This is a genomic window from Rhizobium indigoferae (genome assembly GCF_034554815.1).
GTDB classification, from domain to species: Bacteria; Pseudomonadota; Alphaproteobacteria; order Rhizobiales; family Rhizobiaceae; genus Rhizobium; species Rhizobium leguminosarum.
In genome coordinates this window covers 1867192-1889170 of the sequence record NZ_CP140635.1, presented here as the reverse complement: position 1 = coordinate 1889170, position 21979 = coordinate 1867192, and the positions used below count along the sequence as shown (strand labels likewise).

The 21979-nt window shown below is 62.3% G+C and carries 17 protein-coding genes; 2 read left to right on the top strand and 15 right to left on the bottom strand.

Features of this window, described 5'->3' with window-relative positions; genetic code table 11:
* Window positions 1–9: 9 nt before the first annotated feature.
* Window positions 10–681 (top strand): DsbA family oxidoreductase, encoded by a 672-nt coding sequence (locus tag U5G49_RS09720; protein WP_193442212.1) that lies wholly within the window; start codon window positions 10–12, stop codon window positions 679–681.
* Between the two features lie 17 nt (window positions 682–698).
* On the opposite strand, the gene U5G49_RS09715 is transcribed toward U5G49_RS09720, so the two are convergent.
* From U5G49_RS09715 to U5G49_RS09705, 3 genes are all read right to left on the bottom strand, one after another.
* A complete protein-coding gene (locus tag U5G49_RS09715) occupies window positions 699–1166 on the bottom strand; it encodes an OsmC family protein (protein ID WP_193442209.1) in 468 nt (155 codons plus the stop codon).
* Window positions 1167–1254: 88 nt separating this feature from the next.
* Window positions 1255–4758 carry a transcription-repair coupling factor gene (gene mfd / locus U5G49_RS09710; RefSeq protein ID WP_018242002.1) on the bottom strand — a complete coding sequence of 1168 codons (3504 nt, stop codon included), beginning with the start codon at window positions 4756–4758 and terminating at the stop codon, window positions 1255–1257.
* Window positions 4755–5060, bottom strand: a complete 306-nt coding sequence (locus U5G49_RS09705) for an FAD assembly factor SdhE (RefSeq protein WP_018242001.1) — start codon at window positions 5058–5060, stop codon at window positions 4755–4757. The genes mfd and U5G49_RS09705 overlap by 4 nt, the downstream gene beginning before the upstream one ends.
* Before the next feature lie 92 nt (window positions 5061–5152).
* Here U5G49_RS09705 and recG point away from each other — a divergent pair, with 92 nt between their 5' ends.
* Window positions 5153–7258 (top strand): ATP-dependent DNA helicase RecG, encoded by a 2106-nt coding sequence (gene recG, locus U5G49_RS09700; RefSeq protein ID WP_193442207.1) that lies wholly within the window; start codon window positions 5153–5155, stop codon window positions 7256–7258.
* Window positions 7259–7339: 81 nt separating this feature from the next.
* On the opposite strand, the gene U5G49_RS09695 is transcribed toward recG, so the two are convergent.
* The 12 genes from U5G49_RS09695 to U5G49_RS09640 all read right to left on the bottom strand — a co-directional run bounded on the left by U5G49_RS09695 (window position 7340) and on the right by U5G49_RS09640 (window position 21971).
* Window positions 7340–8047, bottom strand: coding sequence for a DUF502 domain-containing protein (locus U5G49_RS09695; RefSeq protein WP_018241999.1), 708 nt, complete (start codon window positions 8045–8047; stop codon window positions 7340–7342).
* A gap of 135 nt (window positions 8048–8182) precedes the next feature.
* Entirely contained in the window at window positions 8183–10009 is a 1827-nt protein-coding gene (gene glmS, locus U5G49_RS09690; RefSeq protein ID WP_018241998.1) for a glutamine--fructose-6-phosphate transaminase (isomerizing), read from the bottom strand.
* Between the two features lie 109 nt (window positions 10010–10118).
* Window positions 10119–11480: a bifunctional UDP-N-acetylglucosamine diphosphorylase/glucosamine-1-phosphate N-acetyltransferase GlmU gene (gene glmU, locus U5G49_RS09685; protein ID WP_193442204.1), complete on the bottom strand. Its 1362-nt coding sequence runs from the start codon at window positions 11478–11480 to the stop codon at window positions 10119–10121.
* A 164-nt stretch (window positions 11481–11644) separates the two neighbouring features.
* The gene (locus tag U5G49_RS09680) at window positions 11645–12430 is read right to left on the bottom strand and encodes a FadR/GntR family transcriptional regulator (protein WP_018241996.1); all 786 of its coding nucleotides are present in this window, start codon (window positions 12428–12430) and stop codon (window positions 11645–11647) included.
* Window positions 12431–12446: 16 nt separating this feature from the next.
* A complete protein-coding gene (gene yjfF, locus U5G49_RS09675; protein WP_018241995.1) occupies window positions 12447–13415 on the bottom strand; it encodes a galactofuranose ABC transporter, permease protein YjfF in 969 nt (322 codons plus the stop codon).
* Window positions 13412–14425: an ABC transporter permease gene (locus U5G49_RS09670; RefSeq protein WP_018241994.1), complete on the bottom strand. Its 1014-nt coding sequence runs from the start codon at window positions 14423–14425 to the stop codon at window positions 13412–13414. The genes yjfF and U5G49_RS09670 overlap by 4 nt, the downstream gene beginning before the upstream one ends.
* A complete protein-coding gene (gene ytfR / locus U5G49_RS09665; RefSeq protein ID WP_193442202.1) occupies window positions 14422–15945 on the bottom strand; it encodes a galactofuranose ABC transporter, ATP-binding protein YtfR in 1524 nt (507 codons plus the stop codon). Before ytfR ends, U5G49_RS09670 begins: the two co-directional genes overlap by 4 nt.
* Before the next feature lie 230 nt (window positions 15946–16175).
* Window positions 16176–17138: a galactofuranose ABC transporter, galactofuranose-binding protein YtfQ gene (gene ytfQ / locus U5G49_RS09660; RefSeq protein WP_193442199.1), complete on the bottom strand. Its 963-nt coding sequence runs from the start codon at window positions 17136–17138 to the stop codon at window positions 16176–16178.
* 146 nt (window positions 17139–17284) lie between these two features.
* A complete protein-coding gene (locus U5G49_RS09655) occupies window positions 17285–18361 on the bottom strand; it encodes a BMP family ABC transporter substrate-binding protein (protein WP_018241992.1) in 1077 nt (358 codons plus the stop codon).
* A 49-nt stretch (window positions 18362–18410) separates the two neighbouring features.
* The gene (locus U5G49_RS09650; RefSeq protein ID WP_018241991.1) at window positions 18411–19331 is read right to left on the bottom strand and encodes an ABC transporter permease; all 921 of its coding nucleotides are present in this window, start codon (window positions 19329–19331) and stop codon (window positions 18411–18413) included.
* A complete protein-coding gene (locus U5G49_RS09645) occupies window positions 19328–20413 on the bottom strand; it encodes an ABC transporter permease (protein ID WP_027684739.1) in 1086 nt (361 codons plus the stop codon). The genes U5G49_RS09650 and U5G49_RS09645 overlap by 4 nt, the downstream gene beginning before the upstream one ends.
* The gene (locus U5G49_RS09640) at window positions 20403–21971 is read right to left on the bottom strand and encodes an ABC transporter ATP-binding protein (protein WP_193442197.1); all 1569 of its coding nucleotides are present in this window, start codon (window positions 21969–21971) and stop codon (window positions 20403–20405) included. Before U5G49_RS09640 ends, U5G49_RS09645 begins: the two co-directional genes overlap by 11 nt.
* Window positions 21972–21979: the final 8 nt, after the last annotated feature.

Here is a 21979-nt window from a genome sequence, read left to right as displayed (position 1 = left end):
AAAATCATCATGGAGCGTATCACCATCGACGTCGTCTCGGATGTCGTCTGCCCCTGGTGCTATCTCGGCAAGGCGCGGCTGGAGCTCGCCATCGCCGAGGTGCAAGACCAAATCGGCGTCGACATCAACTGGCGGCCGTACCGGCTCAATCCCGACTATCCCAAGGAAGGCGTCGACCAGAAGAAGGCGCTGGCTGAGAAGCTCGGCGGCGAGGAGCGCGTGGCGCAGGCGCACAAGATGCTCTCCGATTACGGCCGCGAAGTCGGCATTGCCTTCGATTTCGAGGCGATCAAGATCGGCCCGAACACGCTCGATGCGCATCGGCTGATCCACTGGGCGATGATCGAAGGCCGCGAGAAGCAGGACAAAGTCGTTGCCGCACTGTTCAAGGCGAATTTCGAGGAAGGCCGCAATGTCGGCGACCATGCGGTGCTGCTCGATATCGCCGATAAGGCCGGCCTCAACCGTTCGGTCATCGCCTCGCTGCTTGCTTCCGAGGCCGATCGCGATCTGATCGTCGCCGAGATCAAGGCAGCGCAGGAGATGGGCGTCAACGGCGTGCCATTCTTCATCTTCGACCAGCAATATGCCGTCAGCGGTGCACAGACGCCTGACGTCCTGGCGAACGCGTTGCGCGATATCGCCAAGGCGAAAGCCGAGGCACGATCAGGCCTCAACTGACGTCGACGGCCCCAGCTCTAGCCTAGAACCGGAACACAACGCACCTCGGTCTTCACCGAATTGGCGATGAAGCATTCGTCGTGGGCGCGATGGTGCAGGGCTTCGAGCTCGCTTAACGAGGGCTGCTTTTCGCCGCTGAAGACGACATGCGGACGGAGCGTCACGACGGTCATGGCGAGGCGGCCGTCGGCATTCTTTTCCATGAGGCCCTCGGCGGCATCGGTGTAGCTGTCGACGCAAAAGCGCTGTTTGGCGGCGATCGACAGGAACCAGAGCATGTGGCAGCTGGAGAGCGAGGCGACGAAAGCCTCTTCGGGATCGACGGCATCCTCGGCGGAATAGGGCAGCGGAACGACATGCGCGGATGAGGATGCCTTCACCTCGATGCCGCCGTCGAAGGTCCAGCGGTGGGCACGGCTGTAGCGGTTGTCGGTGAAGGTTTCGCCGTTGCGCTGCCAGGCGATCGTTGCGCCGTATGTTCCCATCTCGATCTCCTTTTTCCATGCAATTCCCCGGCAAAATCGCTTCGCGCTTTGCCCAGCAAAACCGCGGCACAGTTTTGCTGGAATTGCTCTATTTCGCCAGTTCCGCCAGTTGCGTCATGATAACAGCTGCGCCCTGCAGGCGTTTTTCCGGCGTCGGCAGGTCGCGGGTCAGGAACAGGCTGTGATCGGGGCGGATCTTCGCCATCGTGCCCTGCTTGCCGATATAACCGACGAGGTTTGCCGGGTTGGGAAATTCCTTGTTGCGGAACTGCACGACGACGCCCTTCGGGCCGGCATCGAGCTTTTCGACATTGGCGGTGCGGCAGAGCGACTTGATGTAGACGATCTTCAGCAGATGCTGGACTTCGATCGGCATCGGGCCGAATCGGTCGATCATCTCGGCGCCGAAGCCATCGATCTCCTTGAGCTCGGTGATTTCGCCGAGACGGCGATAGAGCGCCATGCGCAGGTGCAGATCGGGCACGTAGCCTTCCGGGATCATCACCGTCGTGCCGACCGAGATCTGCGGCGACCAGCCGGTGTCGTGGATCTCGTCGACACCCTTGACCTCGGCAACCGCCTCTTCCAGCATCTGCTGGTAGAGCTCGAAACCGACCTCCTTGATGTGGCCGGACTGCTCCTCGCCGAGCAGATTGCCGGCGCCGCGGATATCGAGATCGTGGCTCGCCAGCTGGAAACCGGCGCCGAGCGTATCCAGCGACTGCAGCACCTTGAGGCGGCGTTCGGCGGTGGCCGTCAGCACCTTGTTGACCGGCAGGGTGAAGAGCGCGAAGGCGCGCACCTTCGAGCGGCCGACACGGCCGCGCAGCTGATAGAGCTGAGCAAGGCCGAACATGTCGGCGCGGTGGACGATCAGCGTATTGGCCGTGGGCACATCGAGACCGGATTCGACGATGGTGGTGGACAACAGCACGTCGTAGCGGCCTTCATAAAAGGCGTTCATGATGTCTTCGAGTTCGCCGGCCGGCATCTGGCCATGGGCGATGGCGACCTTCAGCTCCGGCACATCCGATTGCAGGAAGGCATGCACGTCCTCGAGGTCGGCAAGCCTAGGGCAGACATAGAAGCTTTGGCCGCCTCGATAATGCTCGCGCATCAACGTCTCGCGGATGACCAGGCTGTCGAAGGGCGAGATGAAGGTGCGCACCGCCATGCGGTCGACCGGCGGCGTCGTGATCAGCGACAGTTCGCGCACGCCGGTCATGGCAAGCTGCAGCGTGCGCGGGATCGGCGTTGCCGACAGCGTCAACACATGCACGTCGCTCTTCAGCTCCTTCAGCCGCTCCTTGTGCTTGACGCCGAAATGCTGCTCCTCATCGATGACGAGCAGACCGAGATTGGCGAATTTGATGCCAGCGCCGAGCAGCGCATGGGTGCCGACGACGATATCGGTCTTCCCCTCAGCCACTTCCTTCTTGGTCAACGCCAGCTCCTTGGCGCCCACAAGGCGCGAGGCCTGCTGGATGCGCACCGGCAGACCGCGGAAACGCTCGGAAAAGGTCTTGAAATGCTGGCGGGAAAGCAGCGTCGTCGGCACGACGACGGCGACCTGGGCACCGTTCATCGCCGCGACGAAGGCGGCGCGCAGCGCCACTTCGGTCTTGCCGAAACCGACGTCACCGCAGACCAGACGGTCCATCGGCCGGCCGGCGCCGAGATCGGAGCGCACCGCCTCGATGGCGTTATCCTGGTCCTCGGTCTCGTCATAGGGGAAGCGGGCGGCGAATTCGTCGTAAAGGCCTTCAGGCGTCGTCAGCATCGGCGCATGGCGCGTCAGGCGCTCGGCGGCGATTCGGATCAGCGCATCGGCCATGTCGAGCAGGCGTTTCTTGAGCTTGGCCTTGCGCATCTGCCAGGCGCCGCCACCGAGCTTGTCGAGTTGGGCTTCGGTGCCCTCGCCGCCATAGCGCGAGAGAAGATCGATGTTTTCGACCGGCAGGAAAAGCTTGGCCTCGTCGGCATATTGCAGTTCGAGGCAGGCATGCGGAGCACCAGCGGCCTCGATGGTCCTCAGCCCTATAAAGCGGCCGATGCCATGTTCGGCGTGGACGACGATCGAGCCCTCGTCGAGGCCCGCGACTTCCGAGATGAAATCGGCTGCGCGCTTGCGGCGCTTGGAGCGGCGCACCATGCGGTCGCCGAGGATGTCCTGCTCGCCGATGACGACGAGGTCGCCGGCCTCGAAGCCGGCTTCGAGACTGAGCACGGCAGCGGCCGCCTCGCCTCTCGCCAGCGAACCGACATCCTTCAGCGCCTCGATCGGCTTGACCTTTTCCAGGCCGTGCTCGTTCAGCACCTGCAGCAACCTCTCCAGCGAGCCTTCGGTCCAGGCGGTGACCAGCACTTTCGCGCCGGCGGCACGGCGATCGGCAATATGCTTGACGACGACGTCGAAGATGTTGATGCGTTCGGCATCGCCGCCGCCTTCGGCGTTCGAACGCGCCCAGCGCTGGCCCTGGCGGGCGTCGACATTGACGACCCGCCGCGCCTCACCCTCATGTTCATTGAAGGGGCTGATACGGATCGCGCCGAGCGCGTCCAGGGTTTTGACGAAAAGCTTGCTGTCGAGATAGAGCTGGCCCGGCGTCACCGGCTTGTAAGGCGTGCCCTGCGTCATCTGGCCCTTGGTCGGCTGGCCGGAATTCAGGCGGGCGTCGTAATAATCGAAAACGAGCTTGGAGCGCTCTTCTGCTGCCTCACGCACCGTATGGTCGATGACGATCCGGAAGCCGCTGAGATAATCGAAGACGGTATCGAGCTTCTCGTAGAAAAGCGGCAGCCAATGCTCCATGCCGGGGTAACGGCGGCCTTCGGAGACGGCGAGATAGAGCGCGTCGTCGCGTGTGGTCGCACCGAAGGCGGAGAGGTAATTCTTGCGGAAGCGGCTGATCGTATCCGGCGTCAGCGTCACTTCGCTCATCGGGTTGAGATCGAGGGATCGCACCTGCCCGGTCGTACGCTGGCTGGCCGGATCGAAGCTGCGGATGCTTTCCAGCGTATCGCCAAAGAAATCGAGGCGGACCGGCTCTTCGGAACCCGGCACGAAGACGTCGAGAATGCCACCGCGCACGGCATATTCACCGACCTCGCGAACGGTCGCGACCCGCTCGAAGCCATTGCGCTCCAGGCGACCGGCGAGATCGTCCATGCGCAGCTGGTTGCCGGGACGAGCCGAAAAAGTCAGGCTTTCGATGACATCCTGCGGCGCCACCTTCTGCAGCATGGCATTGGCGGTGACGAGCACGATTGCCGCGTGCGGCTTCTTGCGATGGGCGATGAGGCCGCCGAGTGCGGCAAGCCGGCGGGCCGAGGTGTCGGCACTCGGCGAGACGCGGTCATAGGGCAGACAGTCCCAGGCCGGCAGGGTGAGAACCGGAATGTCGGGGGCGACAAAGCCCAGCATCTGTTCCAGATCGGCCATGCGGTGGCCGTCGGACATGACATAGGCGACCGGCTCTCCCGTTCGGGCGAGCTCGGCGAGCAGCAGCGTCTCCAGACCTGCCGGCACATTGCCGATCGTCAGCGGCTCGGCAATGGCCGCAAGCTTCTTCGCATCGAAACCAGGGATCATTCCGGCGTCCTGAGGGGCTTGTCGAAATCGGGCTTGTAGGCGGCGATGCGGGCAAACATCGGTGTCTGGAAACGCTCAGGCACCGGCCATGTTCCCATGATCCAGCGGACGAGATCATTGTCCTCTTCCGCCATGATCGTCTCGAACTCGTCGAGTTCGGCTTCCGACAGATTCGCGACCTCGGCTTCGGCGAACTGGCCGAAGACCAGATCCATCTCGCGAATGCCGCGATGCCAGCAGCGGAAAAGGATTCTGCGGCGGCGCGGGTCAAGACCGGCACTCGTGAGCGTGACACCTGTCATGGCATTACCTTCCTGTTGATGCGCCTCTATAGACCCTGGAAAGCGGCTTGTCAGCCTTGCCAAGGCCGCATTGTTCATCGCATTTTGGCCACATGCGCCCCGCCATTCTCGATCCTCTGTTTTCCCCCATTTCGGGCCTTCCGGGCGTCGGCCCGAAGATCGCCGACCTGCTGGTCAAGCTGCTCGGGCGCGAGACGCTGGAAGATTGCCGGGTCATCGACCTGCTCTTCCACGCGCCCTTTTCGCTGATCGACCGGCGCAACCAGCCTGGAATCGCGCGCGCGCCGCAGGGCGCGATCGTGACGATCACGGCGCGCGTCGACCGGCACCAGCTGCCGCCGCGCGGCAAAAGCAACATTCCCTATCGCGTCTTCCTGCATGACGAGACCGGCGAGCTGACGCTGGTCTTCTTCCGCGGACAGGCGGCGTGGCTGGAAAAACAGCTGCCTGTTGACGCGGAGGTGACGGTCAGCGGCAAGATCGACTGGTTCAACGGCCGCGCCTCGATGGTGCATCCCGATTATATCGTCAGGGCGGACGAGACGGAGAGCCTGCCGCTGGTCGAGCCGATCTATTCGCTGACGGCGGGGCTCTCGCCGAAGACGCTGCGCAAGATCATCGACGCCGGCCTGCCGCGTTTTCCCGAGCTGCCGGAATGGATCGACCTGGCCTTGACTGAGAAACAGGGCCTGCCGTCGATCCGCGACAGTTTCCACATGCTGCACGAGCCGCGCGACCCTACCGATATCGACCCGCAGGCCCCTGCCCGGCGGCGGCTTGCCTATGACGAGTTCCTCGCCGGACAGCTGTCACTGAGCCTGGTGCGGCAGAGGCTGCGCAAGGTGGCGGGCCAGCCGGTGCATGCGACCGGCGCCATCAGCAGCAAGATCCTGAAGGCGTTGCCCTTCTCGCTCACGTCAAGCCAGAACGAGGCGATCGCCGAGGTTTTGAAGGATATGGCCGGCAACGAGCGCATGCTGCGGCTGCTGCAGGGCGATGTCGGCTCCGGCAAGACGCTGGTGGCACTGATGGCTATGGCGGCGGTGATCGAGAGCGGCGGCCAGGCCGTGCTGATGGCGCCGACCGAAATCCTGGCGCGGCAGCACCACGCGACGGTCTCGAAATTCGCCGCCGCCGCCGGACTCAGCATCGAGGTGCTGACCGGGCGCACCAAGGGACGCGAGCGGGAGGAAATCCTGGAGCGCATCGCCTCGGGTGCTGCCCAGATCATCATCGGCACGCATGCGCTGTTCCAGGACAGTGTCGCCTATGCCAATCTGATGCTTGCCGTCGTCGACGAGCAGCACCGTTTCGGCGTGCATCAGCGCCTGCGGCTGACCGCCAAGGGCCTCTCGCCGCATATGCTTGTCATGACGGCGACGCCGATCCCGCGCACGCTGGTGCTCGCCGCCTTCGGCGATATGGACGTCTCCAAGCTCACCGAAAAACCGGCCGGCCGCAGGCCGATCCAAACGATCACCGTGCCGATGGAACGGACCGGCGAAATCGTCGGCCGACTGCAAAGCGCGATCGCCGAGGGCAAGAAGGCCTATTGGATCTGCCCGCTGGTCGAGGAGTCCGAGGAGCTCGATCTGATGTCGGCCGAGGAGCGGCACGCGACGCTGGTCTCGGCACTCGGCCCGGATGTCGGCCTCATCCACGGCCGCATGAGCGGGCCGGAGAAGGACGCGGCGATGATGGCGTTCAAGAACGGCGAGACCCGGCTGCTCGTCGCCACCACCGTCGTCGAGGTCGGTGTCGACGTGCCGGATGCGACGATCATGGTGATCGAACATGCCGAACGCTTCGGCCTGGCGCAATTGCATCAGCTGCGCGGCCGCGTCGGGCGCGGCGACGAGGCCTCGACCTGCATTCTTCTCTACAAGGGACCACTCGGCGAGACCGGCCATGCCAGGCTTTCGATCATGCGGGAGACGGAGGATGGTTTCCGCATCGCCGAGGAGGACCTGAAGCTGCGCGGTGAAGGCGAATTGCTCGGCACGAGGCAATCGGGCACGCCGGGTTTCCGCATCGCCAGTCTCGAGGCGCATGCCGACCTGTTAGAGATCGCCCGCAAGGACGCCGCCTACCTCATCGAGCGGGATCCGGAACTGACCACGGAGAGGGGAACGGCGATCCGCACCCTGCTCTATCTTTTCCGCCGCGACGAGGCGATTCGGTTTCTCAGGGCTGGATAAAGCGCGCCGCTGCGCGCTTTAAGTCTTTGTTCTATGCATGTCGTTAACTCAAAACCGCTGAACACTTTTGGGCGACATGCATCAATCCGCTTTGGAAACCGCCACCGGCTTCGGCCGCGGCAAATGCTTCTGCTTGGGATCGGCCGGCTTGTGTTCGGGCGCCACAAGCCCGCCTGAAATCAGGTACTTGGCGGCGTCTTCCGGCGACATATCGAGCATGACGATCTTCTCGCGCGGCACGAAGATGAGGAAGCCGGCTGTCGGCACCGGCGTCGGCGGCAGGAAGACGGCGACCATATCCTGGCCCATGGCATTGAACTTCGAAGCGATTTCGCCCTTGGCGTCGGTGGCGATGAAGATCAGTGCCCAGAGGCCGGGACCCGGATACTCGATGAGGCCGACCTTCTTGAAGGAGTTCGCCTGTTCCTTCAGCACGGTTTCGAAAATCTGCTTCACGCTTCTGTAGATCGTGCGCACCAGCGGCATGCGTTGAACGATCGATTCGCCGAACCGGACGATGCTCTGGCCGATGAGGTTCTTGCCGAGGAAGCCGACGACGGTGATCAGGATAACGGCGGTCAGCAGACCGAAACCGGGAATGGCGAAATTGAGATAGCTTTCCGGATTCCAGCGCGCCGGAATATAGGGCCGGACCCAGCTGTCCGACCAATGGATGAAGGTCCAGGTCAGCCAGATTGTGATCGCGATCGGCGCGCAGATGATCAGCCCTGCGAGAAAATTATTCCTCAGCCGGGTCGCGACCGGCATTCTGGGGGTGTTGTCGGTCATCGTTTCCTGATGATCTCCATCTCAGTCGTGGACAGGCCGGTACGCCGGCCCTTCCCCCTTGTCCGTAGACCAAAACTGCCAGAATTCGGCGCGCCGCACAATATGTTTCGGCGCGACGGTCCCGGCCCTACAGGCTTATTCCACGGTCACGGATTTCGCCAGGTTGCGCGGCTGGTCGACATCCGTGCCCATGAAGACGGCAGTGTGATAGGCGAGCAGCTGGATCGGCAGCGAGAAGATCATCGGCGCGATAATTTCGTCGACCACAGGCAGGGTGATCGTCGCCATGGTCGGCAGTTTCGAGGCGGCCGCGCCGGCCTCGTCGGTGATGAAGATGATGCGGCCGCCGCGGGCTGCGACCTCCTGCATGTTCGAGACGGTCTTTTCGAAGAAACGGTCGTAAGGGGCGATGACGATGACAGGCATGTTCTCGTCGATCAGCGCGATCGGTCCGTGCTTCAATTCGCCGGCAGCATAACCCTCGGCATGGATATAGGAGATTTCCTTGAGCTTCAGGGCGCCTTCCATGGCGAGCGGGAAGCTGGTGCCGCGGCCGAGATAGAGCACGTCCTTGCACTTCGACAGCTCGCGCGACAGGCTTTCCATCTGCGGCTGGATAAGGTTCAGCACCCGGCTCATGATGCGCGGCATTTCGGCGAGATGGCGCACCAGCGCCCTCTCCTCGTCAGCACTCACCGTGCCGCGCGCCTTGCCGGCGCCGATTGCCAGCGCTGCCAGCACGGCAAGCTGGCAGGTGAAGGCCTTGGTCGAGGCAACGCCGATTTCGGGGCCGGCCATGATCGGGAAGACGGCGTCGGATTCGCGCGCGATCGTCGATTCGCGGACATTGACGACCGCGCCGATCTTCAACCCGTTATCGCGGCAATAGCGCAGCGATGCCAGCGTATCGGCGGTCTCGCCGGACTGCGAGATGAAGAGTGCTGCCTGCGACGGCGACAGCGGCATTTCGCGGTAGCGAAACTCGGAGGCGACGTCGATCTCAACAGGCAGGCGGGCATAACGCTCGAACCAGTATTTGCCGACGAGGCCGGCGAGATAGGCCGTGCCGCAGGCCGAGATCGCAAGTCCGGTTGACGCGTTGAAGTCGATCGCGGCGGCATTGGCGCCGATCGTGTTCTCGGCGAAATCGACATAGTGGCTGAGCGCATGGGAGATGACCTCCGGCTGCTCGTAGATTTCCTTTTCCATGAAATGGCGGTGGTTGCCCTTGTCGACGACATAGGCGGTCGCTTGCGAGATCTGGCGGGCGCGCTTGACCGGCTTGCCGGCGAAATCGAGCACTGCGACACCGTCCCGGGTGAGAACGGCGAAATCGCCGTCGACGAGATAGGTGATCTCGTTGGTGAAGGGCGAGAGCGCGATCGCGTCCGAGCCGAGGAACATCTCGCCGCGGCCATAGCCGACGGCAAGCGGCGGTCCGGAACGGGCGGCCATGATCGTGCCGGGATGAGCCTTGAGCATAACAGCCAGCGCATAGGCGCCGGTCACCCGGTTCAGCATCTTCAGCATGGCGTCGCGCGGCTCGAGGCCTTCGCGCAAATATTTCGCCAGCAGATGGGCGACCACCTCGGTGTCGGTCTGGGTTTGGAAGACCGAACCCTCCTCGGTCAATTCGTCGCGAAGCTCGGAGAAGTTCTCGATGATGCCGTTATGGACGACGGCGACGCCTTCGACGAAATGCGGATGGGCATTGGTCTCGTTGGGAACACCGTGGGTCGCCCAGCGCGTGTGGGCGATGCCGACGATGCCGGGCAGCGGTTCGCTGTCGAGGCGCTTTTCCAGATTGAACAGCTTGCCCTCGGCGCGGCGGCGATCCATCACGCCGTCATGAATGGTGGCGACACCGGCGGAATCGTAACCACGATATTCGAGACGCTTCAGCGCATCGACCAGGCGCCCAGCAACAGGCGCAGTTCCGACGATCCCCACAATGCCGCACATATAGTATCCCCATGAAGGCTTCGATGACGAGGCCAGTCCTAACGATTCCTGCTTATTTCTCAATCACCTCGGCGGTCACTTTGAATTTCCGCCGGTTACGCAAGGCCGGTCAGGCTTTCGCCTTCTTCGCCGCCTTGATGGCGAGCGCGCGTTCGCGCAGCAGCGTCGCGCGGCCGGGCTTGATCTCCTGTCGGGCTCGGCCGAGGGCCAGCGCGTCGGCCGGCACATTGACGGTGATGACACTGCCGGAGCCGATATAGGCGCCGTCGCCGATCGTCACCGGCGCGACCAGCGAGGAGTTGGAACCGATGAAGGCGTTTTCGCCGATCACCGTCTCGCTCTTGTTGACGCCGTCATAGTTGCAGGTGATCGTGCCGGCGCCAATATTGCTGCCGGCGCCGATGACGGCATCGCCGATGTAAGTCAGGTGGTTGACCTTGGCGCCCTCGCCCAGCCGGCCGTTCTTGACCTCGCAGAAATTGCCGACCTTCGCGCCGTTGGCGAGATCGGCACCTGGCCGCAGCCGGGCGAAGGGGCCGACGGTCGCACCTTGGCTGACATGGGCGCCTTCGATATGCGAGAAAGCATGAATGACGGCGCCGCTGTCGATCACCGCGCCGGGACCGAAGACGACGTTCGGCTCGATCAGCGCATCCTGGCCGATGACGGTATCGTAGGACAGAAAAACCGTTTCCGGCGCGATCATGGTGACGCCGGCCAGCATCATCTCGTGGCGGCGGCGCTCCTGCCAGAAACGCTCGATGACGGCGAGTTCGGCACGGGTGTTGCAGCCGGTCATCTCGATCTCGGGAGCATCGACCGCGGTGACGCGTCCGCCGAGCGAACGAGCGATCTCGACGAGATCGGTCAGATAAAATTCACCCTTGGCATTGGCATTGCCGATACGCGCGAGAAGATCGAGCGCCTTTCTGCCGTTGATCGCCATCAGCCCGCTGTTGCACCAGGTGACGGTGCGCTCGGCATCGGTCGCGTCCTTCTCCTCGCGGATGGCGATGAGTTCGCCGTCCTTGACGAGCAGGCGGCCGTAGCCGGTCGGGCGGTCGGTGTGGAAGCCGATGACGACGACATCGCTGCCATCGGCAAGGCCCTGGCGGGCGGCTTTGAGCGGCCCGTCGGTCTGGAGCGGCACGTCGCCATAGGTGACGAGGATATCGTCGTAACCCTTGGCGATCGCTTCGCGCGCCGCCAGCACCGCGTGGCCGGTGCCGAGGCGTTCCTTCTGCAGATAGGATTCGATGCCGACGCCGTCGATGCTTGCCGCCTTCGCCACGTCCTCGGCGTCGCGGCCGACGACAAGGGCGACGGACGAGATGCCGGCGGAGGCGACCGCCTCGACCACATGGGCGATCATTGGCCGTCCGGCGACCGGATGCAGCACCTTCGATTTCGAGGATTTCATCCGCGTGCTGTCACCGGCGGCAAGGATGACGGCAAGACAAGTGCGTTCCATGATTTGCTCCGCGAATCCGCGCCATGAGGCGGCTTTATCGCCTCATACTGCAAAATTCCCTAAATCGGAATCGATTTAAGGATAAATTATGCAGCCATTCAAAGTGCTGCAGCGTCCTTTGCGGCTCTCGAAAAGACGCGCGGCGCTATCGATAAGCAAAGCCTTCACAAAGGTGAAATTGCGGCCGAAATCGGCCCTGTGACGGCGTCGGAACCGCGGGCCACGAAGGCCTCGTGCACATGAACGCGGCCATCCAGGATGACGTCCTCCATCGCGCGGCGCGCGGCGGCGTTATCGCCGGAAACGATCGCATCGACGATGCGCATATGGGTGTCGGCGATATTGGCGAAGCCGTTTTCGGTTGGCGGCGTGCTTATGCGGAACATGCCGACGAGAGCCGCTTCGATGAGGCTGCCGAGCGTCCGCATGAAGGGATTGTGCGAGGCTTCGGCGATCGCCAGGTGAAAACGAAGGTCGGCGAGTGCGAGGCTGTCGGCTGTATGACCGGCCGCGGCCATCTCGAGCGCCAGCCCGCGCAGCATCTCGATATCCTCGGCATTCGCCCGCTCGGCGACGAGACCGGCGGCGAAGGGTTCGAAGGCGAGGCGAATATCGTAGAGCTGCAGCAGAAACTCCTCCGTCACGCCGTTGTCGAAGTGCCAGGCGATGATCTCGCTGTCGAACATGTTCCAGAGGTTCTTCTCGGTCACACGCGTGCCGACCCGCGCCTTGGCGACGACCATGCCCTTGGCGGCAAGCGTCTTCATCGTCTCACGCAAGACGGTGCGGGACACTTTGAAACGCTGCGCCAGTTCCGTATCGCCAGGCAGGATCGAGCCAACGGGATAGGTGCCGGCGACGATCGCCTTGCCAAGTTCGTCGACGACCTGGGCGTGGCTCGTCCGGGTTCTGCGCCCCGTCTTGCGTGTCTCGTCCAATTTGTAGCGCAAGCGATCCGTCTCCCCCTCAGGCGTACCTCTTGTTCAGACTGGAAACGAACAGGATGGCTTTCTGCATCAGGATGAATGCAAATAGCAGAAGGCCAATCAGGATCTTGGTCCACCAGCTCGACAGCGTACCGTCGAAGGTGATGTAGGTCTGAATGAGCCCCTGGATCAGGATACCGATCAAGGTTCCCGCCACGAATCCCGCTCCTCCGGTCAGCAGCGTCCCTCCAATGACCACCGCCGCGATGGCATCGAGTTCGACGCCGACTGCTGCAAGAGAATATCCGGCAGAGGTGTACAGCGAAAAAACGATCCCGGATAGGCCTGCAAGAAAGCCCGACAGCGCATAGATCTGGATTGTCGTGCGTCCGACCGGCACGCCCATCAGCCGCGCCGTCTGCGTGCCGCCGCCGAGTGCATAGACGTTGGTGCCGAAGCGGGTGCGCTGGGCGATGAAGATGCCGACCGCAAAGACCAGAAGCATGATGCCGCCGATCAGCGTCAGCCGCCCGCCGCCGGGGAGACGGTAATAGAGGCTCGTCAGCGTCGAATAATATTCGTGATCGATCGGAATGCTGTCGATCGAGAGCACGAAGGCCATGCCGCGTGCCAGGAACATGCCGGCAAGCGTGACGATGAAGGCCGGCATTTCCAGATAGTGGATGATCGCGCCCATGATACCGCCAAAGGCAGTCGTGATGACGAGCACGATCGCAAAGGCGAGCAGCGGATGGATCGCGGTTTTCTGCAGGATCACCGCGAGCAACACGCCGGTAAAGGCAATGACCGAGCCGATCGACAGATCGATGCCGCCCGAAATGATGACGAAGGTCATGCCGACGGCGGCGATGCCGAGAAAGGCGTTGTCGGTCAAAAGATTGCCGATGACGCGCGTCGACAGAATGTTCGGATATTGCAGCGCGCATCCAGCATAGGCGAGCACGAAGATGACGATGGTCGCAAGCAGCGGCAGGTATTTGGAGTTCATTTCGGCTGCTCCCTTCCGCCCTGCCGGCGGCTGGCGAAGATGGCGAGCGATTGCACCGCAGGCGACTGGATGACGAGGATGACGATAATGATGACGGCCTTGATGATCAGGTTGAATTCAGGCGGGAAGCCGGCGGACAGGATGCCGGTATTCACCGCCTGGATGATCATCGCGCCGATCAGCGATCCGAGAATGCTGAAGCGACCGCCGAGCAGCGAATTGCCGCCGACGACGACGGCCAGGATCGCGTCGAGTTCCAGCCATAGGCCGGCATTGTTGGCATCCGCGCCCTTGATGTCGGCTGCGACGATGATGCCCGCAATCGAGGCACAGATCCCGCTCAGCATATAGACCGCCATCAGCAGCACCGGCGTTTGAATGCCGGAGAGCGTGCTGGCGCGGCGATTGATGCCAACGGCCTCGATCAGCATGCCGAGCGCCGTGCGGCGGACAAGCAGGATGACGAGCAGGCCGACGAGAAGCCAGATGACGACAGGCATCGGTAGAAGCAGCAGCGAACCGCTGCCGAAGAAGGTCAGCCCGTCATCGTTGAAGGTCAGGATGGCGCCTTCGGTGATCAGCTGGGCGATGCCGCGGCCGGCCACCATTAGCACCAGCGTGGCGATGATCGGCTGGATATTGAGGACTGCCACCAGGAACCCGTTCCAGACGCCGCAGGCAAGCCCAATCGCAAGTGTCAGGATAATGGTGTAGGCAACTGAATTTCCTGAAACAATCGACGATGCGGCGACGGCGCCGCAGATCGCGATGACCGCACCGACGGACAGGTCGATGCCCTTGGTGGCAATGACCAGCGTCATGCCGATCGCCAGCAGCGCCACCGGCGCGCCGCGGTTCAGCACATCGATCAGGCTGCCATAGAGCCGGCCATTCTGAACAACGACATTAAAAAACTGCGGTGACGTGATGAAATTCAACAAAAGAATGACAACGAGCGCAATCAATTGCGGCGCCAGGCGATATGCCAGCGCTTTCACGGAGGACCTCATGCATCCTCCATCTTGTGTTCGGCGGCGGCAATGGCTTCGACGATGCCGGCAGCGGTGATACGCTCGCCTGTCAGTTCAGCGATATGCTGTCTGTCGCGAAGTACGATGACACGTGCACTATAGGCGACAAGCTCTTCAAGTTCCGAGGAAATCACGATCAGCGACATGCCGCCGGCACAGAGCTCTTCGATGAGCCGGATGATCTCGGCATGGGCGCCGACATCGATGCCGCGGGTCGGCTCGTCGAGGATCAGAAACTTGGGATTGGTCGCCAGCCAGCGGGCGAGGATCGCCTTCTGCTGATTGCCGCCGGAGAGCAGCCGGATAGGCTTCTCGCGATCGGTGGTGCGGATATCGAGCGCCTTGATGTAGCGGTCGGCAAGCGTATTCTGTTCGGCGCGCGAGAGCGGCCGCGTCCAGCCGCGGCGAGCCTGCAGCGCAAGTGCGATGTTCTCCCTGATCGACAGGTCGCCGATGATGCCATCGGTTTTGCGGTCCTCGGGGCAGAAGCCGAAACCCTTTGCGATCGCGGCGCGCGGACTCGAAAGCGTGACCGGCTGGCCGTCGATCGTGGCGCTGCCGCTGTCGGCATGCTCGATGCCGAAAAGCAGTTCGGCGGTTTCGGTGCGGCCGGAGCCGAGCAAGCCGGCAACACCGACCACCTCTCCGGCGCGCACCTCAAGGTCGAATGGTTTGACCTTGCCGCGTTTGCCGTAGCCTGCGAAACGATATCGGACCTCGCCTGCCGCGAGGCTGTGTTGCTTGACCGTCTCCTCGACATGCGCCAGTTCGCGACCGAGCATCATGGCGATCAGGCCCTGGCGCGGCAGATCGGCGACCTCGCGGGTGCCGACGAGCTTGCCGTTGCGCAGCACGGTAATGCGGTCGCTGATCGCATAGACCTGCTCGAGAAAATGGGTGATGAAGACGATGCCCAGGCCGCGCTTCTTGAGGTCTTCGATGATGCGGAAGAGCAGCGCCACCTCCTGATTGTCGAGACTTGCAGTGGGCTCATCGAGGATCAGCACCTTGCCTGAAAGATCAACGGCACGGGCGATGGCAACCACCTGCTGGACGGCGACGGAGAAACGGCCAAGTTCGGCGGTGACGTCGATATCGACGCCATAGCCGGCGAGCAGATCGCGTGCCTTGCGGTTCATCGAACGCACGTCGGTCATGCCGAACCGCCTTGGCTGGCGTCCGAGAAAGAGGTTTTCAGCGACGCTCAGATTGGAAAGGAGATTGACCTCCTGATAGACCGTGCCGATACCGAGCTTCTGGGCGGCGAGCGTATTGGCCGGATTGATTTCCTGGCCGTCCAGCGTCAGGCTGCCCTCGTCGCGATGATAGGCGCCGGTGATGCACTTGATCAGCGTCGACTTGCCGGCACCGTTTTCGCCCAGCAATGCGTGCACCTCGCCTCTGCGGAGCGTGAAATCGACCTTATCCAGCGCCACTGCGCCGGGAAAGAATTTCGATATTCCGGAGGCCGCGAGAACGTTCTCGAAATCGTGAATCATAAGGGTCTGTTTTCCTGATATTGACGGCAAAAGCCGCGCCGCGGCCGGACATGACGTCCCAAGGCGGCAAAGGCAGTTCCGCACCGGTCCATGACGGGCCGGTGCGGTTCTACAGCGCCGCCTGTGTCTTTCGAGACGCATAAGGACGCCGTAGCGCTTTGAATTGCTGCATGATTTTATCCCGAAATCGAGTTCCGATTTAAGGAATTATGCAGCGGTGTCACATCAGATCAGTAGCCCTGACCCTTCTTCTCTTCGTAGACCTTCATCGGTTCGTCGGCAGGCGTGTAGAGCTTCGACTCAGTCTGGATCCACTTGGCCGGAGCCTTCTTGTCCTTCAGATAGGCTTCGAGCGCATCGAAGGCCGGACCTGCCATATTCGGTGTCAGCTCGACCGTGGCATTGGCCTCGCCTACGGACATCGCCTTGAAGATATCGGGCACGGCGTCGATGGAGACGACGAGGATATCCTTGCCGGGCTTCAGGCCGGCTTCCTTGATCGCCTGGATGGCGCCGACGGCCATGTCGTCGTTATGGGCGTAGAGAGCGCAGATATCCTTGCCGCCATTCTCGGCCTTCAGGAAGCTTTCCATGACTTCCTTGCCCTTGGTGCGGGTGAAGTCACCGGTCTGGCTGCGAACGATCTTGAGGTTGTCGTGGCCGGCAAGCGCCTCTTCGAAGCCCTTCTTGCGGGCGATGGCCGGCGACGAGCCGGTGGTGCCCTGAAGTTCGACGACATTGCACTTCTTGTCGCCGACGGTCTTGACCAAGAAGTCGCCTGCGACTTTGCCTTCATGGACCAGGTCTGACGTCACCGCCGTCAGGTAGAGATCGTCGGGAGCCTTGATGGTACGGTCGAGAAGGATGACCGGAATCTTGGCTTCCTTGGCTTCCTTGAGAACGTCGTCCCAGCCGGTTTCGACGACCGGAGCAATGAGAATGGCATCGACGCCCTGAGCAATGAAGGAGCGCAAAGCCTTGATCTGGTTTTCCTGCTTCTGCTGCGCATCGGCAAACTTCAGATCGATGCCGCGCTTCTTGGCCTGCTCCTTGGTCACAGTCGTTTCAGCCGCACGCCAGCCCGATTCCGAGCCGATCTGCGAGAAGCCGACAGTGAGGCCGGCGGCCGAAGCAGAACCGAACATGCAGGCAGCCAGAATCGTGGCACTCAAAAGTGCAGTCTTCAATTTCATGATTTCCTCCCAATGCCGCATCTCGCGGCGCAGGGTCAAAAAATCATATAGTATTACTTTTGTAAATCGGAATCTTGGGATGCATTGCAGCAAAAAAAAGAGCGCCCACAGGGGCGCTCTTCGCATCTGCGAGACAGCTTGCGGGATTATTTGCCCGGCAGCTTGTCGTCGACGCCTTCGATGTAGAAGTTCATGCCGAGCAAAGTGCCGTCATCGGCCTTCTCGCCGGCCTTCAGCCAGGGCGTGCCGTCCTGCTTGTTGATCGGGCCGGTAAAGGGATGCAGCTCGCCTGATTTGATCTTGGCTTCGGTTTCCGAGGCGAGTTTCTTCACATCGTCGGGCATGTTGGTATAAGGCGCCATCGTCAAGATGCCGTCCTTCAGGCCGTCCCAGCTCTGCTCGGACTTCCAGGTGCCGTCGAGAAGCGCCTTGACGCGCTTGGAGTAGTAATTGCCCCAGGTGTCGATGATCGCAGTCAACTGGACGTTCGGGCCGGCCTTGATCATGTCCGAAGCTTGGCCGAATGCCTTGACGCCGCGTTGTTCGGCGACCTGCATCGGAGCCGTGGTGTCGGTGTGCTGGGCGAGGATATCGACGCCCTGGTCGATCAGCGCCTTGGCGGCGTCAGCTTCCTTGCCCGGATCGAACCAGGTATTGACCCAGATGACCTTCATCTTGAAGTTCGGGTTGACCGACTTGGCACCGGCTTCGAAGGCATTGATGCCCATCACCACCTCAGGGATCGGGAAGGTGGCGATATAGCCTGCCGTACCGGTTTTCGAGAGCTTGCCGGCGATGATGCCGCTGATATAGCGACCTTCATAGAAGCGCGAATTGTAAGTCGCGACGTTGTCGGCGGCCTTGAAGCCGGTCGCATGCTCGAACTTCACCTTCGGGAACTTCTTGGCGACGGCAACGGTGGCGTCCATGTAGCCGAAAGACGTGGTGAAGATCAGCGAGCAGCCGGAGCGGGCCATGCGCTCAATGGCGCGTTCAGCATCCGGGCCTTCCGGGACGCTTTCGAGGTAGGGCGTCTCGATCTTGTCACCGAATTCCTTCTCGACCTGGAGGCGGCCGTTCTCATGGGCCTGCGTCCAGCCGCCGTCGGTGCGGGTGCCGACATAGACGAAGCAGACCTTGGTCTTGTCGGCGGCCTCGGCGGCCGAGCCGATGCTCAGGACGAGGGCAGCGGTTGCTGCGAGAGCAAGTGCTAGTTTTTTCATTTTGATCCCTGTTGGTTGGAAGTTTCGAAACCCGTCTTTTTGTTGTTGCTCACCGGTCGGGCACAAAGGCCTTGCCGAGCGATGCCGGCGTATTGATCAACGTCGTGCGTCGATTATGCGAGATGATGATGAGGACCACAACCGTCGCCGCGTAGGGCAGCATCGATAGGAACTGCGAGGGAATGCCGATACCGAAGGCTTGCGCATGCAACTGAAGGATCGTCACCGCGCCGAAGAGATAACCACCAGCCAGCAGACGCCACGGCCGCCAGGAGGCGAAGACCACAAGCGCGAGTGCGATCCAGCCGCGCCCGCCCGACATGTTCTCGGTCCATTGCGGCGTATAGATCAGCGATAGCTGCGCGCCGGCAAGGCCCGAGCAGGCGCCGCCGAACATCACGGCGAGGTAGCGCATGCGGATGACATTGATGCCGAGCGCATGTGCGGAGGCGTGATTATCGCCGATGGCGCGGATCTTCAGGCCGGTGCGGCTCCTGAACAGGAACCAGTTGACGGCGATGACGAGCAGGATCGACAGGTAGAAGATCAGATCCTGCTTGAAGAGGACCGTCCCGATATAGGGAATGGCTGAAAGTACCGGGATTTCGATCGGCAGCAGCCGGATGCCGGGGGCGCCGACGAAGGCTTCGCCGAGCATGCCGGAAGCGCCGAGACCGAGGATCGTCAGCGCAAGGCCTGTTGCCACCTGATTGGCGACGAGCGTCAACGTCAGGAAGGCGAAGAGCCAGGAAAACAGCGCACCGCTGACGATGCCCCCGACAATGCCGATATAGGCCGAACCGGTGAGCTGTGCCGCAGCAAAGGCGCCGACCGCACCCATGATCATCATGCCTTCGACACCGAGATTGAGAACGCCGGAGCGCTCGGTCACCAGTTCACCGAGTGCTGCGATGACGAGCGGTGTGGAGGCGGTGATGACTGTCAGCAGAATGGCTTCGAAGATGCTCATGCCGCCCTGCCCCTTAGCCGCGACCAGACAATACGGATTTTGTAATAGATCAGCGTATCACAGGAGAGCACGAAGAAGAGCAGCAGCCCCTGGAAGACGCGGGTGACCTTGTCGGAAACGCCGAGCGAAAGCTGTGCTGCCTCGCCGCCGAGATAGGTCAACGCCAGCACCAGGCCTGATGCGATGATGCCGAGCGGATTGAGGCGGCCGAGGAAGGCAACGATGATGGCGGTGAAGCCGTAGCCCGGCGAGATCGCCGGCTGCAAATGGCCGATCGAGCCCGAGACCTCGGCTATCCCGGCAAGCCCGGCAAGAGCGCCCGAAAAGAGAAAGCTGAACCAGATCATCTTCTTGGAGGAGAAACCGGCAAAGCGCCCTGCCCGCTCCGATTGGCCGAGCACGACGATTTCGAAGCCTTTCAGCGTATAGCGCAGCATGAACCAAACGCCGATTGCGGCGACAATGGCGAAGATGAAGGCCCAATGGGCCCGGCCCGACTCTTCCCAGATCGCCGGCAGCACCGCTTCCGGTGCGAAATCGCGCGAGACTGGAAAGTTGAAGCCCTTCGGATCGCGCCAAGCGCCGCGGATCAGCCAGTCAAGGAAGAGCTGGGCGATATAGACCAGCATCAGTGACGTCAGGATCTCGTTGGTATTGAAATGCGCCTTCAGCAGCGCCGGAATGGCGGCGAAAAGCGCACCGCCGAGCGCACCAAGGATCAGCATCAGCGGCAGCACGAGCGGCGAATGCCAGTCGTAAAAGACGATCGGCAGATAGGAGCCGGTGATGGCGCCGATGGTGAATTGGCCTTCGGCGCCGATATTCCAGTTGTTCGAGCGATAACAGACGGCCAGGCCGACGGCGATCAGGATCAGGGGCGCGGCTTTGATCGCCAGCTCGTGCAGCGACCAGACCTCGAGCAGCGGCTCGATGAAGAAGGCGTCGAGTGCCTCGACCGGGTCCTTGCCGAGCATGGCGAACATGATGGCGCCGAACACCAGCGTCAGGACAAGGGCAAGCAGCGGCGAGGCGAAGGCAAAGAGCTTCGAGACGTCGGCCCGTTTTTCAAGTTCAATGCGCATGGGGCGCCTCCGGGGCGGAGCTGCTCTCGTGCAGTCCGCCCATCAGCAGTCCGATCCTTTCCCGCGTCAGTTCGCCTGCCGGAAACGGGCGGGAAAGACGGCCTTCGCAGATGACGGCAATATCGGTCGCCACTTCGAAGATCTCATCGAGATCCTGGCTGATGACGACGACGGCCGAACCGCTTCTTGCGAGATCCACGAGCGCCTGGCGGATGCGGCTTGCAGCCCCGGCATCAACGCCCCAGGTCGGCTGGTTGACCACGAGTACTGCCGGCTGGCGGTCAAGCTCGCGGCCGACGATGAACTTCTGCAGGTTGCCGCCCGATAAGGAGCCGGCGGCCGGATCATCGCCGCTCTTGCGGACATCCATCGCCTCGGAAATGCGCCTTGCGGCAGATTTCACTGCCGCATGGCGGATGATGCCGAGCAGGCCCAGGAACGCCTTGCGGTCCGACTGGCTGCGGGCAAGGACGAGATTGTCGGACAATTTCATGGCGGAGACGGCGGCGTGGCCGTGGCGCTCCTCCGGCACGAAGCCCGCGCCGAGAAGACGGCGAGCGGTAATGCCCTGATTGCCCACGTGCTTTTTGCGGATGACGATCGCCTCGGCCGAAGCAACCGGATATTCGCCGGACAGAGTGTCGAAGAGTTCACTCTGCCCATTGCCCGCGACACCGGCGATGGCGAGGATCTCGCCCGAGCGCACCGCCATCGACACATCGCGCAGCGGCATAGCGAAGGGCGTGCGGGCTGCGACGGAAAGGTTGGCAACGGCAAGCTGCACCTCGCCCTTGTCGCTGCGCTCCGGATGCGTCACGGTCGCCACCTCGCTGCCGACCATCATGCGGGCGAGCGAGGCCGGCGTTTCATGCTTGGGATCGCAGGCGCCGGTCACACGGCCATGGCGCAGCACGGTGGCGCGATCGCAGATGCGCTGCACCTCCTCCAGGCGGTGGCTGATATAAAGAACCGAACGCCCCTCGGCGCGCAGCTTGAACAGCGTCTCGAACAGCTTGTCGGCCTCCTGCGGCGTCAGCACCGAGGTCGGCTCGTCGAGGATAATGAGTTTCGGGTTCTGCAGCAGTGCGCGGACGATCTCGATGCGCTGGCGTTCGCCGACCGAGAGATCGGCGACATGGGCATGCGGATCGAGCGGCAGGCCGTAGGCGACCGACAGCGCCCTCGCCTCCTCGGCGATTTTGTCGATCGGGATAGCGTCATCGAGCGACAGGGCGATGTTTTCGGCAACCGTCAGCGCCTCGAACAGCGAGAAATGCTGGAAGACCATGCCGATGCCGAGCTTGCGGGCCTCCCCCGGCGAGGCGATCGCAACCGGCTGGCCCTGCCAGAAGATATGCCCGCCCGTCGGCTCGAGAACGCCGAACAGCATCTTCACCAGGGTGGATTTGCCTGCACCGTTTTCGCCGAGAAGCGCATGAATTTCGCCCGGCGCTATATCGAGATCGATTTCATTGCAGGCTGCAAAGCTTCCGAAGAACTTCGTCAGCTTCTGAACCGATAATAACGCACCGGAATCCGGCACATTCAATGGCGACACGTTCCCCT